Origin of the sequence: Sulfuriflexus sp., assembly GCF_032250955.1 — a bacterium.
GTDB lineage: Bacteria > Pseudomonadota > Gammaproteobacteria > AKS1 > AKS1 > Sulfuriflexus.
In genome coordinates this window covers 1-26,619 of the sequence record NZ_JAVVES010000012.1, presented here as the reverse complement: position 1 = coordinate 26,619, position 26,619 = coordinate 1, and the positions used below count along the sequence as shown (strand labels likewise).

Below are 26,619 nucleotides of genomic sequence, written 5' to 3'. Positions count from 1 at the left end.
AGCGACGACATTTGCCAAGCCCCTGTGCCCGCCCAGGTCATCCGGGGCTGGCCATCGGCAGACCACTGGCTTGTGGCATAGGGCCCTTCTTCGCCGTATTCTCCTGTGAGCATGTGTCCCACCCCTGCCGACTCAACAGGAATTTATGAATAGAAGTGTATTTTGCTCATGCCGGTCATTCGCACGCAGAATCATTTTAAAGTAAGATTGCAGCAATAACTACATAAGGAACTCCATGTAGTGGGCTATAGACTTTCTATCCTCATCTCCGTTATTCGGCGATTCAGAAACACTGTGTTGTTACTCGCCAGCTTGCTGCTGGCCTTCACTTTCCCGTCTTTTACCTCTGCAGCCGGATTATTTGGCTCTGTCGAATCCCACCAGGAAAATCTGGAGATGTTTCCACAATGGCTCAGTGTGCTGGAACGGTATGTCCGCAAAGAGTCTATAGAAGGCAACTGCGACAGCAAGCGGTTTAACCGCTGCCATCTGAATGAATGGCTGGTATACCTGCAAAGCCTTAAAGGTATGGATACTGTCGACCAATTAAAAAGAATCAACCTTTATGCCAACAAAAAAGATTACATACTGGATATAGATAACTATGGCCTGGAGGATTACTGGGCAATACCAGAAGAGTTTCTTCGTCGTGGCGGCGATTGCGAAGATTATGCCATTACCAAACTGCTTTCCTTGCGCTGGCTGGGACACCAGCAACTACAAAGCCGCATAGTCGTTTTACAGGATACGAATCTGGGAATTCCCCATGCCGTGCTTGCGGTCTATCTGGATGATGATATTGTCATCCTCGATAACCAGGTCAATGAGATCCTGTCACATAAAAACATTCTGCATTACGTCCCCATTTATTCACTTGATGAAAAACAGTGGTGGATACACTTGCCGTCGTAATGATGTGCATGAAGAAATCGTATAGAAGCGGGACCTCTGTCAATATTTCAGACCTCCGCAGGCAACCGGTAAAAACATAGCCGCTAAAAAATAGCTGCCAGCGGCAGCCCTTTTTTATGTTACTGACGAGCATGGATAACAAGTATTATTCAACCCCACCGCCAAGTGAGTCGGGGACGGGTAACGTGCCGACCTTGAGCGGGTCCCGTGTCACGTACAGATCCTGATAGTTGCCACTATAATCAACCGTTGTCTTGTCTACATTTGCGGCCCCCGCAAGCACCCCTGCATCGCCACCGAAAAACGAACCGTTAACATTTCCAGAGATTGATGTTGCATCCGCAGCCGAAATATCAGTTGAGACAATATTGGGGCCATTGATGACACCACTGGCCTGAAAACCGACGCCCCCGGTCAGGTTGGTGACGCCATTGCTGTCAACAAAGGTGGTGACTGTCGAGTCAGTTCCACCATTCCAGCTACCATTCCAGCTCTGGTTGCCGAAATCGACATTTATATTGACAGGGTTCACATCCCTGAGGGTAAATCCCTCATACGTAGCCTGAACATTTCCGGCATGCAACGAACCGAGATCATCGAGTACCGTGGCCGTACCATGTATAAAAGCACCGCGGGTTTTGTCAGTCGTCAGAATGCCTGTCGACTCTGTGTAGTCCCTTGTATCATTATCGGCCAGCCCGTAGGTGAACGGGACACCGGCAACATCGATGGTGACACCGTTGATGTGCTCGGTGATAATCGCTAAGCCCTCACTGCCGTCGAGCGCATACGGCACTTTGGTGCGCTCATAAGTGCTCCACTTATTCGGCCCCGTCTGCTGATACTGATCCACTATCATTAACTCCATTGGAACAGCAGTGTTACTGGACAACGTCAAGGTGACAGGGCCACTGGTATTCCCGTCTTCCAGTGGGATCGGATTCAGGCTAACACTGGCGTTCTGGAAGCCGATCACATTATATGTTCGTGTGCCGACTTCGCCGCCCGGGCCGGTTGATGTAACCTGGTCAACCAGGCCATAGCTGCATGCGGCACCGGGATCACAAGGGCCTGATGCAATCGGAGGGGTACCGTTGCCGCCTCCATTACCATTATCACCGCCATTGCCGCCATCACCATTATCCCCGCCATTACCATTATCACCACCATTGCCGTTGCCACCACCACCGGCATCGGGCGGGAATATAATACCAGGAGTAAACTGCCCGGCATCACCTGCACCAAAGCCAAGTGCAAGCGCCACTGTCAGGGGTAAAACCCGCGCCGCTGGACCAGCGGCAGGTCTGACCAGTACCAGCCAGGGCCCCCAGCTATATACCGAATCAGTGTATTCGTCATCAAGATTGGCTTTGGTCCTGGCGAGAGCTGTCGTCTGTGCGGCGGCAATGGTAATCATGATCGCCAACAGGATTGAAAACATTCTTTGCATACTCATCACATCCCCTCCCACTTTAATTGTCGAACACGCATGTATACCCGGACTCTTAAAACGTTCTGGACAATGTGGCACTCACGACTTCACGGTCAAAGTCATATATATCTACATTCGACACATTATCAGTATTGGTGTAACTACCATTCAACACCCATTTATTCAGTAGTCCGTCCTTAAATTCATGGCTGGCACCAATCGCAAATCGTTCTTCGCGCTCATCTCTCTTTTCATTGAACAGGGGTTCAGGTGCATCGTGCTTGTAATCGCGCTGCCGGTAATTTGCATAGAGAGAACCATTTTCCCAGGCATTCCAGTTCACCCCGGCAAATATCTGGGTACCATCGCGGCTAAAGACATCGTTATCAGCGCTTTCCTCAAAGAGGTTAAGCCCCACCAGTATCGCGACCCTGTCGTTCATATAGCGTTTACCCAACGATATGCCGATTTCCCGATAGACATTATCCCGACCCTTATCAATTGTCTGGTAGAAATCCCGGTCTGCGAGTGAGGCACTAAGCGTGAGGTCGGTTGTTTCATTTAACAACCAGGTAATACTTGGAAGAATAGATGTGTACAGCGCCAGTCGATCATGACCCAATTCAATATTATCGAGACGAAAACTGACATTGCCACGCCAGTACCGCGGCACAATAAAGGCTGGACCTGTACTCAGGCTGGTGACATCAAGATTAAAATTAGCCAGCTCTTCATATTGGCGCGTATACATCGCCGCCTGTGATTGCCACAAGAAGGCGGCAGATTTGTTAGCAATGTTCACAAGCTTGCCGGTCTTGAAAGTGTGACTGAATCCTGCAGCCAGAGTAACGGCATTATCACTTTGCGGCACGGAGCCCGGTGCGACACGCAGCGCGGTTGCGCCGATATTTACTACGTCAGAGCTGGGGCCGATATTGACGTTGGTGTCGTGTAAATAGCCCACCGATATAAAAGGATGAAATTCATGCCGGGTCGCGGCAAAGCGTGCACTATCAGCTCTTATCTGGGCAAGAAAGGCGATAATGGATAGTCGCACGGCATCGGGAGTCTCCGGATCATCAAGTACACGTTGCGCTTCACGCTCGGCTTCTTCATATTGAATAGCTCGGTAGTAGGCAACCGCCAGTTCAAGTCGCGCCCGGTGTAGTAGCGGCTCATGGGTAATTATAGATTCGAGTATTTCAATTGAACCCAGGATGTCGCCACTTTCCCTGGCCTGCATCGCTTCCTTGAAGGAAACTTCGGGGTCTTCCGCAATAGCAAGCACCATCTCAGCACCCAGCAAAAATCCGGCCAGGAGTAATATGGTAATCATCTGGTGCAACATACTTTTCATAAGAATCCGTCCTTCAAAACAAACTGGATATTCATACAAGACCAGTAGCAATAATCATCCTTGAAGCTTATTGGTAGTCACTTACACATCATGCCAGCCAGGCAAAGCCACAACCGACCGTGATCAATTTTACCTTCAATCATTTGCACTTACATACGTAAAATCGCTTAGGATACTGCCGATTAAAATCATTCCCGGTTTATAATTCGCAGGCAAATAAGTGTTGGCGTAATATTACTTATGTCATATAACTAATCTGATATTGCTGCAATGCAACATGTATGGTTGTTTTCAATATTCACGAATCGGCACAGATCTCAAATTACCGGATTTGCGCTGATATATTATGATCGTAAGCACAGGGCACCGGATGTTCACCTGGCGACTAACGCAGCTTTTACAAAGATGGGAATACCCTGTCCGGGCTGGTAATATTGCAGGGCGAGGGCATACTTTATTCCAGGGCCATCGGATTAACGAATTCCTGCTTCATGGACAGGCCTGGACTACGTATCTGTCTATATTATGAAAGATAACGATTTTAATTATCGACACAGGGAAAATGGATGTCCGTGAAAGTTGCTGCCGCACTCCAGAATAAAGCATCGATATGGATCGCACTGTTGATCCTTTTGGTTATCGTTATAATCAGTTTCGGACTAATTAGTAAGATTACCGCCATTGAGCGTAAGCGGGATATTCAAGACTGGCAACAACGACTCGCACTGATGGCCGATGTACGTGAAGACCTGATAAATAACTGGCTCGCCAAACAACACTCAACGCTCGATTCACTGGCAGAAAACCTGTCACTACAGCTTTACCTTTCCCATATTGCCCAGGCAGCCGGTCGTAGCCAGACTGATATCGAGTCCGCACAACGCATCTATCTCAAAAACCTCCTGCTCAACACTGCCAGCAGGAATGGTTTTTATGAAGAAACACCAGAACCACGCATTAAGGCAAATATCCCGGTTATCAGGCACTCTGGTATTGCTATTTTAAATAACAAGGGCAAGGTCATTATCGCCACACCGGGGATGCCCTTGCTTGATGACATTACTGTCGAAAATGCCAAACAGACAGCAAATGACCACATATCACGTATTCGCGATATATATATGAACCAGCATACTGAACCGGTAATGGGGTTTCTGGTGGCCGTTCCTGCGCTGACCAATACTGGTGCTGTTGAGAGGGAAAGTTTCAGCATTGTTGGTCTGCGTACCGTCAGCAAGAGTTTGTATCCCTTACTACACAAGGATATCTTCAGCACCGATACCGACATAAGCACTCTCGTGCGTCGCGAACGCGGTTCAGTCGTCTATCTTGACCGGCTCAGCCAACGTAACGGCCAGATGTTCATGCGTCTGCCGCATGAACCCCAATCACTGGCTGCTGCCTATGCCCTGGTCAACCCCGGGGCCTTCGGGATACGCAAGAGTTTTTCTGGCGAAGATGCCCTCTTCCTCAGTCATCCGATAAAGAATACCAACTGGATATTGCTGCAGATGATCTCGCGGCATGAGGCCTTAAAGGAATCCGATGCACACCAGGCGTCACTTATCACTTCCTTTTCACTCGGGCTCGCTGCATTAGTCTTTATCATCATTGCCTCCTGGCGGCATGGGGCAGGCCTGTATGCAGTCAGGCATGCCACTGAACTCGAAAAACAATCCAGGCTGCTGACTGAACAAAAGAAACTACTCCAGTCCGTCACGGATAATATCGGTGACCTGATTATCCTTTGCGATAACAATATGCATATACAATTTGTGAACAGGCCGACAGCCGAAATTTTTCAACTGGAGTCGTCTGACCTGATCGGCAAGTCGCTGAGTGCCGCGTTGGGGAGTGACATCGGAAAATCGCTGAAAGAGCACCTTTTTAGTGTTCGCAACACTGGTCAGGTGCTTACCGGCGTGAAAAAATTCCTCCTCAACAATGCATTGCATACCTTTCACAGCTGTTTTTTGCCTGTCGGCGACGATAGTTTTCTGATCGTATTGCATGACATTACTGCGCTGACGGAAGCACAGGACAAACATGATCGTCTGATGAAAAACCTGGTTCAGACATTGACCCATGTGATAGATACTTATGACCCTAATTGCGCCAATCATTCGGCCGAAACCACGCGACTAGCCACGGCAATTGCTGTCGAAATGAATCTGCCGAAGCCGGATATCGAGACGCTTGAGCTTGCCGCGAGCCTGGCGAACATCGGCAAATTGTTCGTGCCCAGGGAAATATTGACAAAAACCACGCCATTATCCGCCGCGGAACGTGACATCCTGCAGGCCTCGAGTAAGCAGACGGTGAAGGTACTGGCCGGCCTCGAGTTTGATGGCCCGGTCCTGGAAACCATCGCCCAGAAAACCGAGCATGTGGATGGGAGTGGTGGACCCGGAGGGCTCGCTGGCGAAAGCATACTTATGACCGCACGCATTCTTGCCGTAGCCAATGCCTTCGTCGCCATGCACAGTCCGCGAGCTTACCGTAATCCCATCATGACTGATGAGGTTCTGCATCGTATTTATGCCGAAGCAGACAAGCTGTATGACAAGCATGTGGTTGCCGCGCTCATGCATGTGGCTGAAAACAAGCTCGACTGGGTATAGGTAATTTACTGTCCGCCGTATCCGACACGCAACTGTAACCCGTTTAGATTCTTCTCTACTGGCGTATGGGGATAATGACCATGATGCAGGAGTGCTCAGGAATCGGGATTATTCTCAGAGGCATGATGCTCGTGCTTGCGTTTGGTGCGGCGACGGTGCAGTTGCCACAAGGTCAGTATCAGACCTGATAGCGCGTAAAGGAAAAAACCGCCAAACAGGACCATTGGCGGGTGCAGGTAAATCACTGCAAACAGCAGCATCATGGCAACCATGACGATAAACGGCACCTTGCCATGCAAATCGAACTGCTTGAAGCTGTGATAACGGATGTTACTGACCATCAGGACCCCGGCAAAGAAGGTCAGCAGGAAGGTAATGATGCGCTTGTCTGCACCTTCCCAGCCCAGGTCTGTGCCCAGCCAGACCAGCCCTGCCAACAGGGCTGCCGCGGCAGGACTGGCGAGGCCCTGGAAGTAGCGTTTGTCGGCAATGCCGATCTGGGTATTAAAGCGCGCCAGGCGCAATGCCGCACCGGCCGTATAAACAAATGCCGCAAACCAGCCGATATTCCCCATACTGCTCAGGCCCCATTGGTGCACCACCAGCGCTGGCGCTACACCAAAAGAGACCATGTCGGCCATGCTGTCGTATTCCGCCCCGAAATCACTTTCGGTATGAGTCATGCGGGCGACCCGACCATCAAATCCATCCATGATCATCGCCACAAAAATGGCAATAGCTGCATTTTCAAAGTGCCCGCCAATCGCCGCGATAATGGCAAAAAAACCGGCGAACAGGCCTGCCGTGGTAAACAGGTTCGGCAGCAGGTAAATACCGCGACGGCGTTTCGTGGCTTCCTCTGGATTGTCCGGGGTTTGGCTCATGCTGGCTAGTTTGGCTGCTTGCTACGGGTTTCGCAACTGTTGGCGGTGGACAAAGTGCGCGATCACGCTCTCACCGGCACGCACCTGCTGGCCGGCGGCGACATCGATCCGGCTATTCACCGGCACGTAGACCTCTAGGCAGGCGCCAAAATTCATAAAACCGCAGCGCTGGCCCTGTCCCACGCGCTCGCCGGCCTGCACATAACAGCGTGGCCAACGAGGTATCAGGCGGGTATAGATGGCCATTAACACGTCGTCGTTTTCATCGGTTTGAATCCATTGGGCAAAACGGGCGGCATCTGCAACGGCAAAATGCCTGTCTACCAGCCACTGGTTCATGACCTTGCCTTCAATCGGGCTGCGAATCGAATACATGTCCGTCAGCCCCATAGACAGTACGACCCTGATGGCATCGCGATCCAGAAAGCCGTCACGCACCGTCGCTACCTCGGTAACTTCAGCATCAACCGGGCTGACAACGGCAAGAGGCTCTGATGGGACGGTTCGCACCCGATCGCGGAACAGGAAAATGGCGATGAAGGGCAAAGGCCAGAGAGGCAGACTTTCAATCAGCCCGAAATATAACCATGCCAGCCCCACAGCAGCAAGGCTTAACAGGATATACGGGCGACCTTCCCGTGCGATAAAGGTATGTTTCTTTTGCACAGTAATTTATGACATCCGGCTGGAAAAGACGATGCGGTCAGAAGACCGCATCGTTTTGTTTGCTTTGAACCTAGTTTTTACTCTTGTCGACCAGGGCGTTTTCCGTGATCCATGGCATCATGCTACGCAACTTGGCACCCGTCTGCTCGATAGGATGGGCAGCATTGTTACGACGACGCGCGGTCATTTCCGGGTAATTGGCCTGACCTTCAAGAATGAAGCGCTTGGCATATTCGCCGTTCTGGATGTTTTCCAGCGCTTCTCGCATGGCCCAACGGCTCTCTTCATTGATTACCCGATTACCGGTTACATACTCACCATACTCGGCATTATTCGAGATTGAGTAGTTCATGTTGGCGATACCACCTTCGTACATGAGATCAACAATCAGCTTCAATTCATGCAGACATTCAAAATAGGCCATTTCGGGGGCATAACCGGCCTCGGTGAGGGTTTCAAAACCGGCCTTGACCAGTTCTACGGCGCCACCACACAATACGGCCTGTTCACCGAACAGGTCGGTTTCTGTTTCATCTTTGAAGGTTGTTTCAATGATGCCGGTACGCCCACCACCGATGGCCGAGGCATAAGACAGTGCAGTCTCCCGGGCCTTGCCAGAGGCATCCTGATAAATCGCAATCAGGTCAGGGATACCACCACCGCGAGTGAATTCACTACGCACAGTATGGCCAGGGGCTTTTGGTGCGATCATAATTACATCAAGATCGGCACGCGGCACAACCTGGTTGTAATGAATACTGAAACCGTGGGCAAAGGCCAGTGTCGCTCCGGATTTGATGTTTGGCTCGATTTCGTCACGGTAAAGAGCTGACTGGAACTCATCCGGGGTCAGGATCATCACGATATCGGCACCGGCAACGGCAGCGGGCACTTCCTTCACGGCAAGACCGGCATCCTTGGCCTTGCTTGCGGAGGATGAACCTTTGCGCAGGCCAACGACGACGTTAACGCCGGAGTCTTTCAGGTTGTTGGCATGTGCATGTCCCTGTGAACCATAACCGATGATGGCAACGTTCATACCCTTGATAATGCTCAGGTCAGCATCTTTGTCATAATAAATATTCATGGCGTCCTCAATCAATAACGTAAAAAATAAATCTGTTAAATGTGCAAGCTCTTGGTACCACGCGCAATACCCGATATACCAGAGCGTACTGTTTCAAGAATTGTCGTACCGGCCAGTGCCTGGATAAGGGCATCCAGCTTCTCACCCGGACCGGTCAGTTCCAGGGTGTAGCTACTGTCTGTGACATCAATAATGTGACCACGGAAGATATCGATCAGGCGCTTGACCTCCTCACGAACATCGTTGCCCTCGGCGCGTACCTTGATGAGCATCATTTCCCGCTCGATGTGCGGGCCTTCGGCCAGGTCGATCAGTTTTACCACATCCACCAGCTTGTTCAGCTGCTTGATAATCTGTTCGATGATCTGATCCGAGCCACTGGTGACCAGCGTCATACGTGACAACGATGGGTCTTCAGTTGGCGCCACCGTCAGTGATTCGATGTTATAACCACGGGCGGAAAACAGCCCCGCCACGCGGGACAGGGCACCCGCTTCATTTTCCAGCAAGATAGAAACAATATGTCGCATCAGGCCAAATCCCTCTCTGGTGAAAGGTGCATCTCATGCTGACCCTTGCCGGCGGCAATCATCGGATAGACGTTTTCAGCCTGATCGGTAACGATATCCATGAACACCAGGCGGTCTCGCATGGCGAAGGCTTCTTTCATCGCGTCTTCCAGGTCAGCCGGTTTTTCGATCCGCATACCGACGTGCCCATAGGCCTCGGTCAGTTTGACGAAGTCGGGGATCGTCTCCATGTAAGAGTGCGAATAACGCGAATCATAGAAAAATTCCTGCCACTGACGCACCATCCCCATATAGCGGTTATTCAGGCTGATGATCTTTATCGGTGTATTATATTGCAAGGCTGTTCCCAGCTCCTGGATACACATCTGGATACTCGCGTCACCGGTCACACAGGCCACCGTCGCATCCGGATGCGCCAGCTGAACGCCCAGCGCTGCCGGCATGCCAAAGCCCATCGTGCCGAGGCCACCGGAATTTATCCAGCGTCGCGGCTTATCGAACTTGTAGAATTGTGCCGCCCACATCTGGTGCTGGCCGACGTCAGAGGTGATATAGGCATCGCCTGCGGTGATTTCGTAAAGCTTTTCTATCGCATACTGAGGCTTGATCAACGCACTGTGACGATCATAGCTCAGGCAATCTACCGCCCGCCAGGCATCAATCTTCTGCCACCACCTCTTGAGCGCCTTCTTGTCCTGTTTGAGACTGCTGTCACGCATGATGGTGGTCATGTCCTTCAGTACGTTCGCCACGTCACCGACGATGGGCACATCCACCACCACGCTCTTCGAGATAGAGGCAGGGTCGATGTCGATATGGATAATCGTCGCATCCGGACAAAACTGCTCAATCTTGCCCACCACGCGGTCATCGAAGCGCGCGCCCACTGCCACGAGCACATCGCACTCGTGCATGGCCATATTGGCCTCGTAGGTACCGTGCATGCCCAGCATGCCGACAAACTGCTGGTCAGTCGCCGGATAGGCACCGAGACCCATCAGGGTATTCGTGATCGGTGCGCCGAGCAGATGGGTGAAGTCAATCAGCTCCTTGGAGCCATTACCAAGCACCACGCCGCCGCCGGAATAAATCATCGGCCGTTTCGCGTTTATAAGCAGTTCAGCGGCCTTTTTGATCTGACCGGGGTGCCCTACCACAACAGGATTATAGGAACGCATCTCGATCTGTTCCGGGTACACGTAGTCGGCTTTCGCCATGGTGACATCTTTCGGAATATCCACCACCACCGGGCCGGGGCGGCCGGTGGTCGCCACGTAAAAGGCCTTTTTCAGGGTGATCGCCAGATCCTTGACATCTTTGACGAGGAAGTTGTGCTTGACGCAAGGACGCGTGATGCCCACCGCGTCCACTTCCTGAAAGGCGTCGGAGCCAATCGCGTGGGTCGGTACCTGGCCGGTGATCACAACCATGGGAATCGAATCCATGTAGGCAGTAGCGATACCGGTCACGGCATTGGTGGCACCCGGACCGGAAGTCACCAGCACGACGCCGGGCTTACCCGTGGAGCGGGCGTAGCCATCGGCAGCATGCGTCGCCCCCTGCTCGTGGCGCACCAGGATGTGCTTGACGTCGTTCTGTTTAAACAGTTCGTCGTATATATAGAGTACCGCCCCACCCGGATAGCCGAAGACGTATTCCACGCCCTCGTCCTTCAGGAAATGGGTCAGGATTTCGGCACCATTTAGTTCCACGTCTTGAATCTCCGATTAAATTCTTATTTAACAAGCATATAGAGAAGCGCTAATAGCCCGTCACCGCTCGGATAAAATTACCACCAGCGAAAACAGTACGGGAGGCTGAAGACTTGCCCGAAATCAGGGCATTTCACATACGCCAAACCAATATGAGAAAATACTTATAATGCGCCGCCGGGTCAAGCATATCATTGAAAAAGCGGGGCTTTCGGCAGATTTGTCAGCGGAAAACGTGGCTGGCCCGCGCCTGGCCGATGGCGAGTTCAGCGTGATAACTCAAAAAGATTGCGGATCTGCTCTGCCAGTTCAGACACGGCGTCATCCGTCATGGCCGCCACCGACATGTCCATCGTATCCTTATCGCCCGCTGCATCTACCCGGGTCAGCTCGTCGTTAATGGACTCCAGGATGTAAAGCGTTTCCTCGTTTAGCCCTTCCGGCCCTATATACTGTACTTCCGAGCGATAGGCGCTGGCGAGCCGATCACGCATGTCACCCTCTCCATCCAGAATCATGACGGCTCTTTTCAATTGTTCGTGAGGTGTAGTCATTGATAATCTTCCTTACGCTTACTCGTCAGAGCGCCTCTGTGCGGGCTAATCAGGACAAAAGCAGGCTGTTATCTTCCAACCCGGGTGCGCCAGGCGCGCTGCCGCTATTATCTCTGCATAGAAATGCTCGTGACACAGCCGGCAACGGCAAAACTTGGGTTACGTCTTGATGTAATACCTTGAAGGTGGTTTTGTCATGCTCATCAGTCTTTCCGAGTTTCTGCGCCTGAGGCAAGACTTTCAATATAGATAATCCCTATACGACGTCGCAAAAACCTGCACGACGTCACTAACGCCTTTTGCACTTTCGCGCTATAGTTAAGCAATATCAGGACAGGAGACATAAGCATGAATAACAAGTTGTCTGGCGCTATCGCCGCCGCCCTCTTCGCCGGCCTGCTCTGCCTGGCCAACCCGGCGATGGCCAAGTTCTATAAGTGGGTAGATGAGAACGGCGTCACCCAGTACACCCAGACCCCGCCGCCGAAGGGCGACTTCAGTGATGTAAAGCCGGCACCGAAACCCGCCGTGGACCCGCAACAGGCGCAGACCGAGATGCAAAAACGCCTCGAGGCCTTCAAGCAGCGCCGGGAGGATTCTGCCAGGAATCAGGCGGAAGCGGATAAACAGGCCGCCGAACGTGCCGAAAAGGCCCAAAAGTGTGACAAGGCCCGAAAAAATCTGGCATTCCTGCAGACCCATGCGCGGATCCGCAGTATCGACAAGGACGGTAATGCCACCTTGCTACCGGAAGAGCAACGCCAGGAAAAGATCAAGCAGGCCAACGACGCTATCAAGAAATACTGCAAATAAGGTAATGCTCGCACTACATGCAGGGCTGGAGCGGCGGCACATTTTAAATTCAGCGGGCAGAAAGCCGCAGCCCCTGTATAGTTGGTCTGTACCTGACCTGTTTGGTTCTGGCAAAGCGATCAAGGGAACGCCAGATAAAACAGGGGGACTCTTTCCGAACTGCTTATGCGGTTTTACAACCTGGCTGCTCCGGCACTGATAAAGCTTGCGTCATTCCAGCCATTTATCTGCAAGACAAACGCTGTCATTGTAAGTGGCCCATACCCGGGGAGAGATAGCTGCTCACACAGCAGGATGGCAAGTTTATCGCCGTCCCGACGCAATCCTTGTGTCCTCACCCCAGGCATATCCATTGGACAGCGTGGAGCAACGTATACAAAAACAGTAGCAGCCTTTGACCACGATCCGTTTTCTGTTTATGTCACTACCTATCACTCACTCATCCTGAGTGCATAATTCCTGATTACCTCCATGATACGGCCAGGCTACGCCATGGTTAAGTCGTAGAAATACTTAAAGACACACAACACCGTCAAGCAAAGTGCTTCTGCCACTGGTAAATACGCATTGGCGGGATGTTAAGGAGCTCCGTTACGGACTGCCCGGTGCCCAGGATGGGACGACACAGGATAGCGACTCGATCTCGCGCCTGATATGCCACGAAACGACCTTTCGGCGCCAGTACGGATGAGATTGTTTCAATTATTTCCGTTCCTGCACTATGACTCATGGTCGAAAAAGGAATGCCGGAAACAACGACATTGGGCGCATCCAGGTTGTACATGGCAAGGATTTTCCTGAGATCGCGTGCGCTACCGAGGTGGGTGATGAGGCGTTCATCATTAATGCGGCCTAACAGGGCATGAAAACTGGGATTAAGTTCAATACACAAAAGCCTGGCATGTGCGGGCATGGCACGTAATAAGGCACGGGTGGTACCGCCCGTACCGGGGCCAAGTTCAACCACCACATCGGCTGAAGCGATGTCAGCGGCCTTCACAATGCGTTGCTCCAGAAAACGGGAACTGGGAATAATCGAACCAATCTGAAGGGGGTGTTTCAAAAACTCCTGGATGAAGGCAAAGCGGCGATGATTCAAGTGGTTAATTGCTTTTTTCTTTGACATCCGTTCATTCCCGAGTTGATATTATGTCGGTTAAATTATCAGGCGGTCATACAGAAGACGATGAAGCAATGCTTTTAACCATCCCGGTTATCTTTCCAGTATCAGTATCCAGAAGCTTGTTAAACCATTGCTCTGCCATTTCCTTACCTGAATAAGCAAAACACTGTCATTATTATATCTATGAAAACTACAGGCATAGCTATCAGTAAATCTCCTATATTATTTGCCTGACGGCCATTTCAGCGAGCGAAAGCTTTCCGGTGAGTAACGCCATGATACTCTGAAAACAGACAATAACCCGAATAATAAAAAAAAACTCATGCTCCCGGGGATATTTGATGCCAATAAGTACAAGTGATTGAAATTCGTCTATAATTAGAAAGTGGGAAATGAGTGGGGAAGCGGAATTCCATCAATGTCAATGTGGGGCTAGTTCAATGCAAACCGGATCATTACCAGTCGGGCAAACGGCTGATATCTCGACTGATATTCACTCTGTAGATGACCTTGTAAAGGTGCTCTGGTCTAGCCGGCCATTGCATGAACTGCATCTTGGTGAAGCGCTGATTGAAGAAGGCCTTCTGGTGCAGTCAGACCTCGACAGCGCACTCGAAAAGCAGCAGCGCCAACCCGGTATTCAACTTGGGCAATTGCTGGTGCAGATGAAACTGGTGAAAGAAAGCGATATTCATATCGCCATGGCGCGAAAACTCGGTATACCCCGCGTTTCTATCAAGCATCATGTCCCGTTACCCGAGGTAATGGCGGAAATATCTCCGGATATTGCTTTGGTCTACACTGTCATGCCTTTGGCGATTATTAATAATAAACTTATTGTCGCCATGGAAAATCCGCTCGATCTGAAGACCATTGAAATACTCCAGTTTCACAGTAACCACCGGATCGAGCCTGTCATCGCCACACATGAAGAACTCAACCAGGCGCTTGGGACCTACTATGGAAAAATCGGTGAAGCACAAATCATTCAGGAAATTGATGATGAACAGGTCACGCCGGATGACATACACAGGTCAGTAAATTCCATTGAGTATGAAGCCAGCAAGAAACCCGTTGTTCGCCTGTTAAATAACATCATTCTGCAGGGGGTACTGCGAGGGGCATCAGATATTCACATCAGGCCGGGCAAGGAACAGGCTGATATTCTGTACCGGGTTGATGGTGTATTACAGTACTCGCGCAGCCTCAAGAAGCCCCTGCTAATGCCACTGGTTGCCCGCATCAAGATCATTGGCAATATGGATATTGCCGAACGCCGACGGCCACAAGATGGGCACGCGCGCATTGTGCATCAGAACAATAATATTGATTTTCGCATTTCGATCATGCCGAGCATCAAGGGTGAGAGCGCAGTAATCCGCATCCTCGATAAAGAAGTCGGCATGCGCCCCATGCCTGAACTCGGCTTTCTGGAAAACGATCTCGAAAAATTCAGGGAACTGATAACTCATAACCATGGCATGATACTCGTCACCGGGCCAACCGGCTCAGGCAAGTCAACCACGCTCTATGCTGCGCTGAACGAGGTCAAGAAGCGCGGGCCTCATATCGTTACCGTGGAAGACCCGGTTGAATATGATATGGACGATGTCGACCAGATACAGATCAGCAATATCATTGATTACACCTTTGCTGAAGCCTTACGCCATATCCTTCGCCATGATCCGGATGTCATCATGATTGGTGAAATCCGCGACCTGGAAACGGCTCATATTGCCATCAAATCCGCCCTCACCGGCCACCTGGTTTTTAGTACGCTGCATACCAATGATGCACCCAGTACTATCACGCGTCTGACTGAAATGGGCATCGAGCCGTATCTTGTTTCCTCAACAGTGCTCGGCGTCGTCGCCCAACGCCTGGTCAGAAAAATCTGTCCCGACTGCAGGGAAGAAGCAAAAGACATTGCACCTGATGTCTACAGGCTGCTGAAAATCAGGAAAAACGAGGTCTTCTATCACGGCAAGGGCTGCGTCACCTGTAACAACAGCGGCTTTCACGGCCGCACGACCATTGTCGAGTTATTAATGATCTCACCTGAGATGATAGAGCTGATTAATAAACACGCGCCGGAAGACCAGTTACGCAAACTCGCCATTAAGCAAGGCATGCAAACCCTGACCGAGAACGGTATTGAACTCGCACGGTGCGGCATCACCACGCTCGAAGAAGTATTTGCGATCAGGCTGGAGTAATTTTCCGTACCACCCAGGTCGCTTTGACCCTTGCGAACAAACATCCCCCCGGGGGAACAGCTTCCTTGTTTTCTCTTGATTATTTTCGTGCTAAATCGGCATCACGATAGTGCGGGTCTGTCCAGCACTGTGGCAGTGCTTCGCCGGACAGGAAAATCAAATCTTTTTTCCTGAACCGCATGGGGTCCTGAACCTCCTCGCCTTCCTGGTAACGTCCAACGACTTCGTCCCTGTTCAGATTGATTAAATCGATCCAGCTAAGCACTTCTACCATATGGCCAGTCTTTCTTTCTGTGAGCAGCACGGCTACCTCCTGTCAATATTCACCAGGCAAAAGGTGTCGTTATTCTCTTGCCATGTAAGCAATCAAAACCTGACACCTTTCATCATCTGCGCCGGCATATGCCGGGGTTATTTGCCACCGCATTTTCTTCAGAAACAAGTCTGTACCGTGCAGGCATTATTTTGATATAGGCACTATCCCCAGCCTGAAAGGCTGCTCTAAAGGCACGGGAGACCATCCTGCGAAACAGGCGGTCATTCTGCAACCTCTGTCCTCATCAGAAATTACCAAAAAACTCTTTTTCCATTTCCTGGTAGACGAAATTGGCATTTGCGCGTTGATTCTCTTCATAAAGCCGTGAATCCTTCCAGTCTTCAAATTCCACATTTTTTACTGCATCATACATATCAACACCATTTTCAACTGCCTGACGCATGGCAGCACGCATGCGGGTAACATAATCACGGGTTTTTTCGAGCATGGGAAAGGGTGGCGTTTGCGCACTGCCGTGCCCGGGCACCATTAATACAACATCTGTAAATGTCTGCCTCAGCCAGTCCTGCACCTTTAATATCTGTGCGCTGTCGCCATCACCCATATAAGTGGTGCGCTGATTAAAAGCAAGATCGGAAATCCACAAAATACCCTGCTCGACCTGGTGCACAACAAGATCGCCATAAGAATGATGCTTGCCGGTATTGTAAATATGGAACCGGGCACCCGCCAGGGTGATTTCTTTTTTGCCGAAGGGTTCAGACTTAATATAAATATCGGCCTGCAGGGGCTTGAAGCCGTGCATGTCCGAAGACAGTAGTTTTTTTCTGTATTCGATGGAACGCTGCGCCGTGGTCGAATTGTTATATTCGATATTACCCTGATGGGCAATAATTTTAACTCCATCAAGTTCACGGAAAGCACTGGCACCATAGGCATGGTCAGGATGATTGTGTGTAATGATCAGGTATTTGATAGGCTTGTCAGTAATCTCGCGGATAGTGGCCATTAACCTTCGCCCCAGCGCGGGCGACCCCAGGCTATCAATAACGACCACACCGGCTTCAGTAACAATGAAGCCGGCATTGCCATTCCAGCCCCGGTTTTGTTCATTTAATGTTGTGATATTACCAAACAGAAAATACACATTCTCTTTTAACCTGTAGACCGGTAATGGTTTGTCATCAGCATTTGCATTCAGTGTGAAACTGGGGATTTTGTTGGTATCAATGGCTTGCTGCGGAATATCCAGGCTCTCCGACACACTTCGCGACTCGACCAACGAGCCATCCAGTGCAACGGCAATCTGACCAACACCTGCCAGGTAGAGAAACAACAGCCTTGACAAATATTTAAAGATTGCTTTAAAGAGGCGTTTAAATTCTATTTTCATTGCGCGATTAATCATAAGCCTATCCTTCATGTGAAACGAATAGCAGATTACGTATTTACGACCATACGATGATATTTACGCAAACCCCGGGGGGGGCTCCATCACGCGCATTCAGGATTACTATAAATAACATTAGCATCGCAAAAGACAACTGCCAAATCTCCTCACTCAATTTCCGGGCACTAAACCCTCAGATGAATGCCGGGCACACGGCCCGCAATTTATCCCTGTTGGCACGCGCGTATCCGGAATAATATTTACGTCACTGATCACGTCCGTTGCAATGTTCACGTTACAACGGGCAGTGCGACCGGTGCAGGTCGCTGACAACGGCAAAGAGAACCGGCTTGATACAGGCGTCGCAAAAGTCACTATGCACAGGCTGTCAACCGCTTATAATGAGCGCATGAAAATGCTCCTGTACATCCTCCTCTTACTCGCGATCACGGCTGCTGCGGCCCTGCACCTGAGTCCGGCACTGCGTCACGAGGCCCAGGGCCTGTTGCAATCCTCGGGTCTGCAAACCGACACCACCACCGTCTATAAATGGCGTTCCGCCAGCGGCCAGTGGCAATACACCCAGACCCCGCCGCCTGCGGGCACCCCCTTTGAACGGGTCGAGGTCCGAAGCGATGTGAATATCCTGCCCTTGCCAGAGGCACTCCAGCGCGAGGATTAGGGCAATCTGGTCTTATCTCCCCGTCTGACCCGCGAGCCGACTCAACCCTTGAGCCAAGCTCTGCTACAATAACGCCATATATTCAGATGCCTGGCTGGTTACCTCCAGCCGGGGCTGCCCTGCGGGGAGGCCTGTTTTATTGACCCTTACTTAGACAGAAGAACAACACTATGCGTACTTCCAGATTTCTGCTTGCCACCGTCAAGGAAACTCCGGCCGATGCCGAGGTGATCAGCCACCAGCTCATGCTCCGCGCGGGCATGATCCGCAAAATGGCCGCCGGCCTCTATAACTGGCTACCACTGGGGCTACGTGTGCTGCGCAAGGTCGAGGCCATTATCCGTGAGGAGATGGATCGCGCCGGTGCCCAGGAAGTGCTTATGCCGGTAGTCCAGCCTGCCGAGCTATGGCAGGAATCCGGCCGCTGGGAGCAATATGGTCCGGAGCTGCTGCGCATTCATGATCGCCACCATCGCGAGTTCTGTCTCGGCCCGACCCATGAAGAGGTCATCACTGATCTGGTTCGCCATGAGTTGCGCAGCTACAAGCAGTTGCCAGCCAATTTTTACCAGATCCAGACCAAGTTCCGCGACGAGATCCGTCCGCGCTTCGGGGTCATGCGTGCCCGCGAGTTTACAATGAAGGATGCCTATTCGTTCCACCTCGACCAGGACTCGCTCAGCGAGACGTATGCGGTCATGCACGAGGCCTATACCCGCATCTTCACGCGTCTGGGACTCGAATTCCGTCCGGTACATGCCGATACCGGTAGCATCGGTGGTGCCGTCTCACACGAATTCCATGTACTGGCTGCCTCCGGTGAAGATGCCATTGCCTTCAGTGACGGCAGCGAGTACGCCGCCAATGTCGAGCTGGCCGAGGCCGTCTGTACGATCAGGCGGCCGCCTGCCTCTGCAGAAATGAGCACGGTCGATACCCCCGGACAATACAGCATTGAAGAAGTCAGCCGCTTTCTCAAGGTTGATGCCGCACAATGCATCAAGACCCTCATTGTCGAGGGCGAGGAAGACGGCCTTGTCGCGCTCGTCTTGCGCGGCGATCACGAACTCAACAGCATCAAGGCCGAAAAACTCGACGGCGTAGCCGCGCCCTTGTGCTTGGCGGAGGAGGACAGGATCCTAAGGGCCGTCGGTTGCAAGGTCGGCTCGCTCGGCCCGGTTGGGCTTGAGATTCCGCTCATGGTCGATCGCGCCGCGGCGGCGCTGGCCGATTTTGTCTGCGGTGCCAATGTAGAAGACCAACACCTGAAAAATGTGAACTGGGACCGCGACCTGCCGGAACCGGCGGCTATAGTGGACATACGTAATGTGGTTGCCGGTGACCCGAGCCCGGACGGCAAGGGCACGCTGTCGATCGCCCGCGGTATCGAGGTAGGCCACATCTTCCAGCTCGGCCAGAAATACAGTGCCACCATGAATGCTAACGTGCTGGATGAAAACGGCAAGCAACAGACCATGACCATGGGCTGCTATGGCATCGGCGTGACCCGCGTCGTGGCCGCTGCCATTGAGCAGAACCATGATGACAACGGCATCATCTGGCCGGATACCATTGCGCCGTTTAACGTTGCTTTGCTGCCGATGAACATGCACAAGTCACAGCGCGTTCGCGAAGCCACGGAAACCCTCTATACTCAGTTACAGGATGCCGGGTTTGATGTGCTGTTCGATGATCGCAAAGAGCGTCCCGGCGTCATGTTTGCGGACATGGAACTGGTGGGTATCCCGCACCGTATCGTGATTGGCGAGAAAGGCCTCGATGCAGGCACTCTGGAATACAAAGGCCGGCGCGACACGGAAAAGACCGAGATCGCTCTGGATAACGTCATCAATTTCCTGAAAGAGCAACTCGGTAACTGACCAACATTCTGAACAAGACAGGCAAAGATGATAACAGGACATACCTTTCTCGCTTGCCCTTGCCATATTGTGGTCGCGCGGTTGCGACATGCCGGGCGCCTCCTTGGCATGCTGTTGTTGTTCCTGTTCGGGATGTCTGGCGTACAAGCCGCCACGCAGGAACGTCCCGATGATGAGCTCCGCACCCTGTTAAGCGAGGCTATTAACAGCGCCGACAGTTTTGAAGACCGCTTTGATGCCGAAGTATGGTTGCTGGACATGTCGACCCGCCTGGAAAGGCGTATTCCGGATACAAAAAAACGCCTACATCTTCTCAAGCAGGTGCATTACGAGGCGCGTCGTGCCGAGCTCCCGCCTGAGCTGGTATTGTCTGTTATTCATATCGAAAGTAATTTTGATCGTTTCGCCATCTCGCGTGTCGGCGCTCGTGGCATGATGCAAATCATGCCTTTCTGGCTGAAGGAGATCGGCAAACCGGATGACAACCTGTTTCACCTGCGCACCAACCTGCGTATGGGCTGCACCATCCTGCGACACTATATCCAGAAGGAAAAAGGCAACCTGGTCCGTGGCCTGGCACGTTATAACGGCAGCCTCGGTAGCACCCGTTATTCCGACAAGGTACTGGATGCGCTGGCCAGGCGCTGGTATAGGAGATAATTGATGATTGCAGATTGATGATTGATGAATGTTTAAAATCTGTAATGTACTCTATGCGAACTTTGCAGTTAATTGGTTTTTCAGAAAAGAAGGTCATATTTTGCATACAGCACTAATCTGACTTACGAACACTGATTTTTAAATCATCAATCTGCAATCATCAATCCCTTAATACCGTACCTCGAAGTCGTCGCCCACATCAGTGGCAGCGATTTCTTCACACGCAACCTCACTAACCTGCGCATGCGTCGGGCCTTGCCAGAGCCAGGCTTGAAGTTGCTTGAGTTGTGGTTCGGTACCGCAGGCGGTGACTTCGACCCGGCCATCAGGCAGGTTCTTTATCCAGCCGCTGAGGCCCAGACGTCCTGCCTGCTCTTCTGTCGCGGCACGATAAAAAACCCCTTGCACATGCCCACTCACAATACAGTGGACACATTGCTTCATGGCAAATGCAGCACCGCGTGTTGTCCGGCCCGGACGATGCTATCCGGCGCCGCAAACCGTACTTCTACAGCATACAGGCCCTGCTTGACATCGACCGGCTCCAGACCGAGATTCACGATCTCCCCCGGGAAACGCTCACCACTTGTACTGACATCGACAGCCTGACCCACACGCAGCGCATTCAGATCAGACAGCCCCAGCAAGCCATGCGCAAGGTAGTAATCACTTGCCGCCACAGTCAGCATCGGTACGGCCTGTAACTGGGTAATCACGGTCTGACCAATCTCGGCCTGGCGTGACACCACTACCGCGGCAAACGGTGCCCGGATCATGCTTTCGCCAAGGTCTTTCCCGGCATTCGCCAATGCTGCATCGGCTCGGGCCATGTTTGCCTGTGCCGCCACGTAGGCATTTTCAGCCAGCTGCAAATCGCGATCTGCAAGCACTGTGCGTTCATAGAGTTCCTCGGCCCGTTCCCATTCCCGCCTGGCTTCATCCAGTGCATAGCGAGCAGACCGTTGTGTCGCTTTTGCTGCTTGCAAGGTGGCCTTGAAGCGTGTCGCATCCAGTGCCAGCAACAGTTGGCCCGGTTCAACCCGATCGCCGGCTTTTACATTTACGCTAGCGACCGTGCCCGATACCCCGGTGCTCATTTCCACACGCTGTGACCAGTTTACCGTGGCATCAATATTCGCAGCCAGCACTATATTCATGTTCATCAGCAGATACATACCGCTAACAGCCGCCAAGAGAAAATTACGTAAACAGATCATTATTATTTGCCCTCTCCGGTTGCGACCGGTGCCTGTGCGTAGACCGTATTGCCCAACAGGGCATCGAGACGCGCCCATGCCATTGCCGTTTTAAATCGCGTTTCAGCCATATAACGCTGTGCTTCTGAAATCTGCACCATGGCATCACCAAGATTTGCCTGGGCCTCAAGTTCATAAAGCGCCCGACGCTGATCCAGGTATAATTCCGTGTAATTCAGTTGCGCAGTGGCCTGATCAAGCTGGGCACTTAATGACCCCAGTTCCAGCCACGTTTCCAGTATGACCTGTTCCAGCTTCCGTTGCTGTTCGGCATAACTTGCCCGCGCCTGCCGCAGCCTGGCACGCTGTTTGGCGACGTCGGCCTTGTTGCGGCCCCCGTCTGTTAACGGGATATTCAGGCGCAGCCCAATCCGGACATCATCGCGGGAACCAAAGGCACGATTGTAATCACTGGCCTCAAACTCACCACTCAGCACCGGGTTATCACTCGCGTGCGCCTCGTCAACGCGAGCCTGCGCGGCCACGAGCCGTGCCCTGGCGGCATGCAGGAGCGGGTTATTCTTTCTGGCCTGTTCCTGCAGCACTTCCAGCTCAGGACGTTCACGCTGCAGGTCACTTAACTCGGGGGTTTGCAGATTGGCAGGCAACTGATTGGGACGGTTCATGGCCAGCGCCAGGCGTGCCCGTGCACTGCGTTGCCTGGCCTCGCTGCGATAACGCTTCAAGCGGATCTGCTGATAGCCATTTTGCTCATTCAGGACTTCAATATCGGAGACCTGCCCGACCTCGCGACGATCGCGCGCCTTGTCAAACTGAATAAAGGCCACGGCCATATCCTCGTTATCGCGCAGATAGGCCAGATCAGCGAGCAGGGTATCAAAATAACGTTGCATGATTTCCAGGCGACGCTGATTACGCACATCAATGAGGTTCTTCTGCTCGCCTTGCACGGCCGCCGCCGCGGCTTTCTCAGCAGCCGCACTACGGCCGAAGTCATAGAGATTCTTACTCGCCAGCAAACTGACAATATGATCATCATGCCTTTGATCCTGTGCGCTGCTGTTTGGGTTAACGTAGATTAACTGTGCATCAATGGAGACATTGGTGCCGGTCAGCGCCTCGGCATTCAGGCGCTCCGATTCAGCCAGTTCAATAGCCACACGGGCCTGTTCAAGTTCGGGATGGGTACTATCGGCCTGTTGCAGGGCAAAATCGAGGGTGATAGTCGCCGGCATGGTAAACGCTTCATCTTCAGCGCTAACAAGGGCGGACGTGCCCGCAAGAACAAGCAGCAACCCGCCACAAACCATTCCAGTTACTGACATAAACAGAGCCTATCTGAACGCTTTTTATAATCTCATTATTTTCGTTGTTCGCGCTTGTATTTGGTAAAACGCATGTCTTTATATTTCCCTTCAGCAACGAAGTGTCCCAGCAACATGAATTCATCCGCATCCGAGGTCTTGCCAATATAGCGAACCACACGCTCACCTTCCATATCGTAGAAGGCGATCACCGGTGTAGCACGCACGCGATTCAGTTTGAAGGCAAAATCCTTCATTTTCATGGTTTGACCTTCAAAGTCGGTCATTTCAATGTCACCCTCAATGTCGATGGCAAACAGGGCAAAGTGTTTTCGAAAGTACTCCTGTACTTCGGGCTGGTTCAGTACCGTATTTTTCATGTAATGACAGAACGGGCATTCGTCCTGTTCAAAAAACAGCATCACGGCCTTCTTGCCGTCTTCCTTCGCGACCTGCAACTCCTCGGAAAAATCGCCCAGCGACTGTTGGAAGAAATGTATATAAGGGTCGCGCGGCGAGCTTGCCTGGGCCATACCCAGACTCATGAAGGCTACCAGTAAAAACAGGAATGAACGTTTAAAACACATAATTTTATCTCTCTGTTCTGCCTTTAGCAGACGTCGTATTTTTTATCCTTGCAGGCTTCAGTGATATAGTCTTCGATCATACTACCAGTTAATGGCCCGACGTTCCGGGTCAACACCTCACCCTTTGGCGAAACAATATAGGTCGTCGGCAATCCAGGGATAGGACCAAGCATATAGTCAGCATCGGCGACGGGTTCACCGATGAGCACCGGGTAGCTGACAAAATAGCTATCCGCAAAATCGCGCAGGCGATCTGCTGTCAGGGCCTCGGTATTGATGCCCAGCACCACGGCATCCTTCTCCCTGTGCTTGTCGTGAAACTCGACCAGATCCGGGATCTCGTCGAGGCATGGCGGGCACCAGGTGGCCCAGTAATTCACGACTACCCACTTGCCGCGGTAATCGGAAAGCTTGTGGGTTTTGCCATGGATGTCCTCAATGGAAAAGTCCACCGCCTGTGCATTCCCCATCAACAGGCCAAGAGCACAAAGTGCCAAAATCATTTTGTTTACCGCAAAACGCATTAAGTCCTCCTGGTACCCGGGTTTCTATCTAGTCTGACCAGGAAAACCGACATCTGTTCCACGCAACGGCTGAGTTCGACGCCGGGTTGTGGGATAATTGTATTATATATCACTTTAAAGTATACGAGACCTTCAAGATGGCTAATCATAACAAGACCCGTATGGAAAAGGACAGCCTTGGTGAACTCGAGGTGCCTGCCGATGCCTGGTACGGCATACAGACCGCCCGTGCCATTGAAAACTTCCCTATCAGTGGACGCCGCCCTGACCCCGACTTTGTCCATGCCCATATTCGCATCAAGCGCGCCGCCGCGGTTGCCAATTGCCAGCCGGGCTGGCTGACCGAGCAACAACGGGATGCCATCATCGAGGCCTGTGACAAGATCCTCGGTGGCCAATACATGGACCAGTTCGTGGTCGACCGCTTCCAGGCGGGCGCGGGCACCAGCCATAACATGAACAGCAACGAGGTCGTGGCCAATCTGGCCAATGTTGCCCTCGGCGGTGAGCGTGGCGCCTACCACCCCGTAAACCCGAATGATGACGTCAACATGGGACAGAGCACCAATGACACTATCCCCACCGCCATTCGCCTGGCGGCGCTTGCCAAGTTGCCGCGTCTGCTCGAGGCCATCGAATCCATGGCCAGCGAATTTGCCCGCATTGCCAAGCGGGAGGTCGATACCGTCAAGAGTGCCCGCACCCATCTGCAGGATGCCGTGCCGACCACCATCGGCCGTGAATTTGGTGCTTATGCCTTTACCCTGCGCCGTGTTGCCAGGCAGATTGTCGCTTGCCGCAACCCGCTATGTGAAATCGGCCTCGGTGGCTCTGCCGCCGGCACCGGTCTGAACACCTCACCCGGCTACATCGAAAACGTCGCCCGGGAGCTGGCCCGCTTGAGCGGTGAGGCGATTCGCCCGGCCGATGATCTCGCCGCGCAGATGCAATCCATGGGCGATGTGCAAAACCTGTCTGCGGCAATTCGCGGCCTGACCCTGGAGTTGACCCGCATCAGTAACGATATGCGCTTGCTCGCCTCGGGTCCGCGTACCGGACTCGGCGAAATCATGTTACCACCGGTACAACCCGGCTCCAGCATCATGCCAGGCAAGATCAACCCGGTCATGTTCGAGATGCTCAACCAGGTCTGCTACCAGGTGCTCGGACAGGACCATGCCATCGCACTCATGACCCAGGCGGGACAGCTGGAGCTCAATGTCATGATGCCGGCGCTCGGTTCGGCCCTGTTCGATGCGATGGAGTGGTTAACCAATGCTGTAAACGCTGCCACCGATAAAAACCTCAAAGGCATCAGCATTGATCGTGAGCGATGCGCGGTCTTCCTCCACAGCAGTGTCGGTCTCGCCACCCTGCTCAACACGCACATTGGTTATGCAAAGGCCGCCGAGATAGCCAAGGAATCGGAAAAAAGTGGTAAACCGGTGCGGGATATCGTTGCCGAGAAAAATATCATGGATATCAAAGACTTTGATGCCATTGTGCTCAAGGCTGCACGGGATGGGATTGTGGAGTGATTGATGATTGATGATTGCCTCGACCCGAAGGGTGAGGTACTCATAATGAACCCTGAAAGGGTTCTATGAGCGATGAATGCGTGGGTCAGTTCAGGCTATGAAATGTAATCCTGTGCCCATATCTACATGAGCACATTCGTTTAAGCCATAACCGATGAATTTAGAAAATCATCAATCATCATTCCGCGATCATCAATCCAAAAAAAACGCCCGGCAATGCCGTAATGCCGGTCAGTTAAGACTGACCGGCATTTCTTTTTTTAGTTTTAACAATAGGGTAGCGCTGAGGTCGTTTTTTAACGACACGTGGATAGGCCCGCTCCCTTCGCTGAGGCAAGACAAAAGCCTGAGCCATGGCGGTGATATGATTGAGCACTTCCGGTATACGTCCCGGCGAGACAGCGGGCAACATCATCAGTTCTTTGATGAGAAAAGCCGTTGCCTGGCTAAAGCTCAGCTGATTCGGCTCCACCCCCTTTAGCGAATAGGCCATCTGTGCCATTTGAAAGCGCAGCAGGTTATAGGCAAGCAACACGCCCCATAACTCCTGGCGCACCATCTCCGGTTTTCGGCTGCGCAGTGTTAGCCGATTCTGCAGCAGATACTGTTTCATCTCCCGGTAGCCCAGTTCAATCTCCCAGCGATGACGATAC

The 26,619-nt window shown here is 52.1% G+C and carries 25 protein-coding genes; 8 read left to right on the top strand and 17 right to left on the bottom strand.

The window, feature by feature from the left end; genetic code table 11:
- Positions 1–396: 396 nt before the first annotated feature.
- Entirely contained in the window at positions 397–912 is a 516-nt protein-coding gene (locus RQ738_RS03450) for a transglutaminase-like cysteine peptidase (RefSeq protein ID WP_314162032.1), read from the top strand.
- Between the two features lie 145 nt (positions 913–1,057).
- Here RQ738_RS03450 and RQ738_RS03445 read toward each other — a convergent pair whose 3' ends face one another.
- The gene (locus tag RQ738_RS03445) at positions 1,058–2,368 is read right to left on the bottom strand and encodes a hypothetical protein (RefSeq protein ID WP_314162030.1); all 1,311 of its coding nucleotides are present in this window, start codon (positions 2,366–2,368) and stop codon (positions 1,058–1,060) included.
- Positions 2,369–2,417: 49 nt separating this feature from the next.
- Positions 2,418–3,701 (bottom strand): hypothetical protein, encoded by a 1,284-nt coding sequence (locus tag RQ738_RS03440; RefSeq protein ID WP_314162029.1) that lies wholly within the window; start codon positions 3,699–3,701, stop codon positions 2,418–2,420.
- Positions 3,702–4,267: 566 nt separating this feature from the next.
- On the opposite strand from RQ738_RS03440, the gene RQ738_RS03435 reads away from it, so the two are divergent.
- Positions 4,268–6,322: an HD domain-containing phosphohydrolase gene (locus RQ738_RS03435; protein ID WP_314162028.1), complete on the top strand. Its 2,055-nt coding sequence runs from the start codon at positions 4,268–4,270 to the stop codon at positions 6,320–6,322.
- A gap of 95 nt (positions 6,323–6,417) precedes the next feature.
- Here the strand turns inward: RQ738_RS03435 and pssA are convergent, their stop codons facing one another.
- The 6 genes from pssA to RQ738_RS03405 all read right to left on the bottom strand — a co-directional run bounded on the left by pssA (position 6,418) and on the right by RQ738_RS03405 (position 11,755).
- Positions 6,418–7,206: a CDP-diacylglycerol--serine O-phosphatidyltransferase gene (gene pssA / locus RQ738_RS03430; protein ID WP_314162026.1), complete on the bottom strand. Its 789-nt coding sequence runs from the start codon at positions 7,204–7,206 to the stop codon at positions 6,418–6,420.
- Between the two features lie 21 nt (positions 7,207–7,227).
- Complete coding sequence (locus RQ738_RS03425; RefSeq protein WP_314162024.1) at positions 7,228–7,872, bottom strand: phosphatidylserine decarboxylase; 645 nt, start codon at positions 7,870–7,872, stop codon at positions 7,228–7,230.
- Positions 7,873–7,942: 70 nt separating this feature from the next.
- Positions 7,943–8,959, bottom strand: coding sequence for a ketol-acid reductoisomerase (gene ilvC / locus RQ738_RS03420; RefSeq protein WP_314162023.1), 1,017 nt, complete (start codon positions 8,957–8,959; stop codon positions 7,943–7,945).
- Between the two features lie 35 nt (positions 8,960–8,994).
- Complete coding sequence (ilvN, locus tag RQ738_RS03415; RefSeq protein WP_314162022.1) at positions 8,995–9,489, bottom strand: acetolactate synthase small subunit; 495 nt, start codon at positions 9,487–9,489, stop codon at positions 8,995–8,997.
- A complete protein-coding gene (locus RQ738_RS03410; RefSeq protein ID WP_314162021.1) occupies positions 9,489–11,201 on the bottom strand; it encodes an acetolactate synthase 3 large subunit in 1,713 nt (570 codons plus the stop codon). Before RQ738_RS03410 ends, ilvN begins: the two co-directional genes overlap by 1 nt.
- Before the next feature lie 266 nt (positions 11,202–11,467).
- The gene (locus RQ738_RS03405) at positions 11,468–11,755 is read right to left on the bottom strand and encodes a hypothetical protein (protein WP_314162020.1); all 288 of its coding nucleotides are present in this window, start codon (positions 11,753–11,755) and stop codon (positions 11,468–11,470) included.
- 348 nt (positions 11,756–12,103) lie between these two features.
- Between RQ738_RS03405 and RQ738_RS03400 the strand changes: the two genes are divergently transcribed.
- On the top strand, positions 12,104–12,568 hold the full coding sequence (locus RQ738_RS03400; RefSeq protein WP_314162018.1) for a DUF4124 domain-containing protein: 465 nt from the start codon (positions 12,104–12,106) through the stop codon (positions 12,566–12,568).
- 532 nt (positions 12,569–13,100) lie between these two features.
- Here the strand turns inward: RQ738_RS03400 and RQ738_RS03395 are convergent.
- Positions 13,101–13,694: a class I SAM-dependent methyltransferase gene (locus RQ738_RS03395; RefSeq protein ID WP_314162017.1), complete on the bottom strand. Its 594-nt coding sequence runs from the start codon at positions 13,692–13,694 to the stop codon at positions 13,101–13,103.
- 437 nt (positions 13,695–14,131) lie between these two features.
- On the opposite strand from RQ738_RS03395, the gene RQ738_RS03390 reads away from it, so the two are divergent.
- On the top strand, positions 14,132–15,907 hold the full coding sequence (locus tag RQ738_RS03390; RefSeq protein WP_314162016.1) for a GspE/PulE family protein: 1,776 nt from the start codon (positions 14,132–14,134) through the stop codon (positions 15,905–15,907).
- A 79-nt stretch (positions 15,908–15,986) separates the two neighbouring features.
- Here the strand turns inward: RQ738_RS03390 and RQ738_RS03385 are convergent, their stop codons facing one another.
- Complete coding sequence (locus RQ738_RS03385) at positions 15,987–16,211, bottom strand: acetyltransferase (protein ID WP_314162014.1); 225 nt, start codon at positions 16,209–16,211, stop codon at positions 15,987–15,989.
- A gap of 256 nt (positions 16,212–16,467) precedes the next feature.
- On the bottom strand, positions 16,468–17,592 hold the full coding sequence (locus tag RQ738_RS03380; protein WP_314162013.1) for an MBL fold metallo-hydrolase: 1,125 nt from the start codon (positions 17,590–17,592) through the stop codon (positions 16,468–16,470).
- A 391-nt stretch (positions 17,593–17,983) separates the two neighbouring features.
- On the opposite strand from RQ738_RS03380, the gene RQ738_RS03375 reads away from it, so the two are divergent.
- The 3 genes from RQ738_RS03375 to RQ738_RS03365 all read left to right on the top strand — a co-directional run bounded on the left by RQ738_RS03375 (position 17,984) and on the right by RQ738_RS03365 (position 20,796).
- The gene (locus RQ738_RS03375) at positions 17,984–18,256 is read left to right on the top strand and encodes a DUF4124 domain-containing protein (protein ID WP_314162012.1); all 273 of its coding nucleotides are present in this window, start codon (positions 17,984–17,986) and stop codon (positions 18,254–18,256) included.
- A gap of 170 nt (positions 18,257–18,426) precedes the next feature.
- Positions 18,427–20,136, top strand: a complete 1,710-nt coding sequence (locus RQ738_RS03370) for a proline--tRNA ligase (protein WP_314162011.1) — start codon at positions 18,427–18,429, stop codon at positions 20,134–20,136.
- A 27-nt stretch (positions 20,137–20,163) separates the two neighbouring features.
- Positions 20,164–20,796: a lytic transglycosylase domain-containing protein gene (locus RQ738_RS03365; RefSeq protein ID WP_314162009.1), complete on the top strand. Its 633-nt coding sequence runs from the start codon at positions 20,164–20,166 to the stop codon at positions 20,794–20,796.
- A 168-nt stretch (positions 20,797–20,964) separates the two neighbouring features.
- Here the strand turns inward: RQ738_RS03365 and RQ738_RS03360 are convergent, their stop codons facing one another.
- From RQ738_RS03360 to RQ738_RS03340, 5 genes are all read right to left on the bottom strand, one after another.
- Complete coding sequence (locus RQ738_RS03360; RefSeq protein ID WP_314162006.1) at positions 20,965–21,240, bottom strand: acylphosphatase; 276 nt, start codon at positions 21,238–21,240, stop codon at positions 20,965–20,967.
- The gene (locus tag RQ738_RS03355) at positions 21,237–21,959 is read right to left on the bottom strand and encodes an efflux RND transporter periplasmic adaptor subunit (protein ID WP_314162004.1); all 723 of its coding nucleotides are present in this window, start codon (positions 21,957–21,959) and stop codon (positions 21,237–21,239) included. Before RQ738_RS03355 ends, RQ738_RS03360 begins: the two co-directional genes overlap by 4 nt.
- Before the next feature lie 56 nt (positions 21,960–22,015).
- A complete protein-coding gene (locus RQ738_RS03350) occupies positions 22,016–23,338 on the bottom strand; it encodes a TolC family protein (protein ID WP_314162002.1) in 1,323 nt (440 codons plus the stop codon).
- A 35-nt stretch (positions 23,339–23,373) separates the two neighbouring features.
- A complete protein-coding gene (locus RQ738_RS03345) occupies positions 23,374–23,862 on the bottom strand; it encodes a thioredoxin family protein (protein ID WP_314162001.1) in 489 nt (162 codons plus the stop codon).
- Between the two features lie 65 nt (positions 23,863–23,927).
- Positions 23,928–24,428: a TlpA disulfide reductase family protein gene (locus tag RQ738_RS03340; RefSeq protein WP_314162000.1), complete on the bottom strand. Its 501-nt coding sequence runs from the start codon at positions 24,426–24,428 to the stop codon at positions 23,928–23,930.
- A 137-nt stretch (positions 24,429–24,565) separates the two neighbouring features.
- Here RQ738_RS03340 and RQ738_RS03335 point away from each other — a divergent pair, with 137 nt between their 5' ends.
- Positions 24,566–25,966, top strand: a complete 1,401-nt coding sequence (locus tag RQ738_RS03335) for an aspartate ammonia-lyase (RefSeq protein WP_314161998.1) — start codon at positions 24,566–24,568, stop codon at positions 25,964–25,966.
- A gap of 235 nt (positions 25,967–26,201) precedes the next feature.
- Here the strand turns inward: RQ738_RS03335 and RQ738_RS03330 are convergent.
- The coding region (locus tag RQ738_RS03330; protein WP_314161997.1) for a transposase at positions 26,202–26,619 on the bottom strand (418 nt) is incomplete at its 5' end.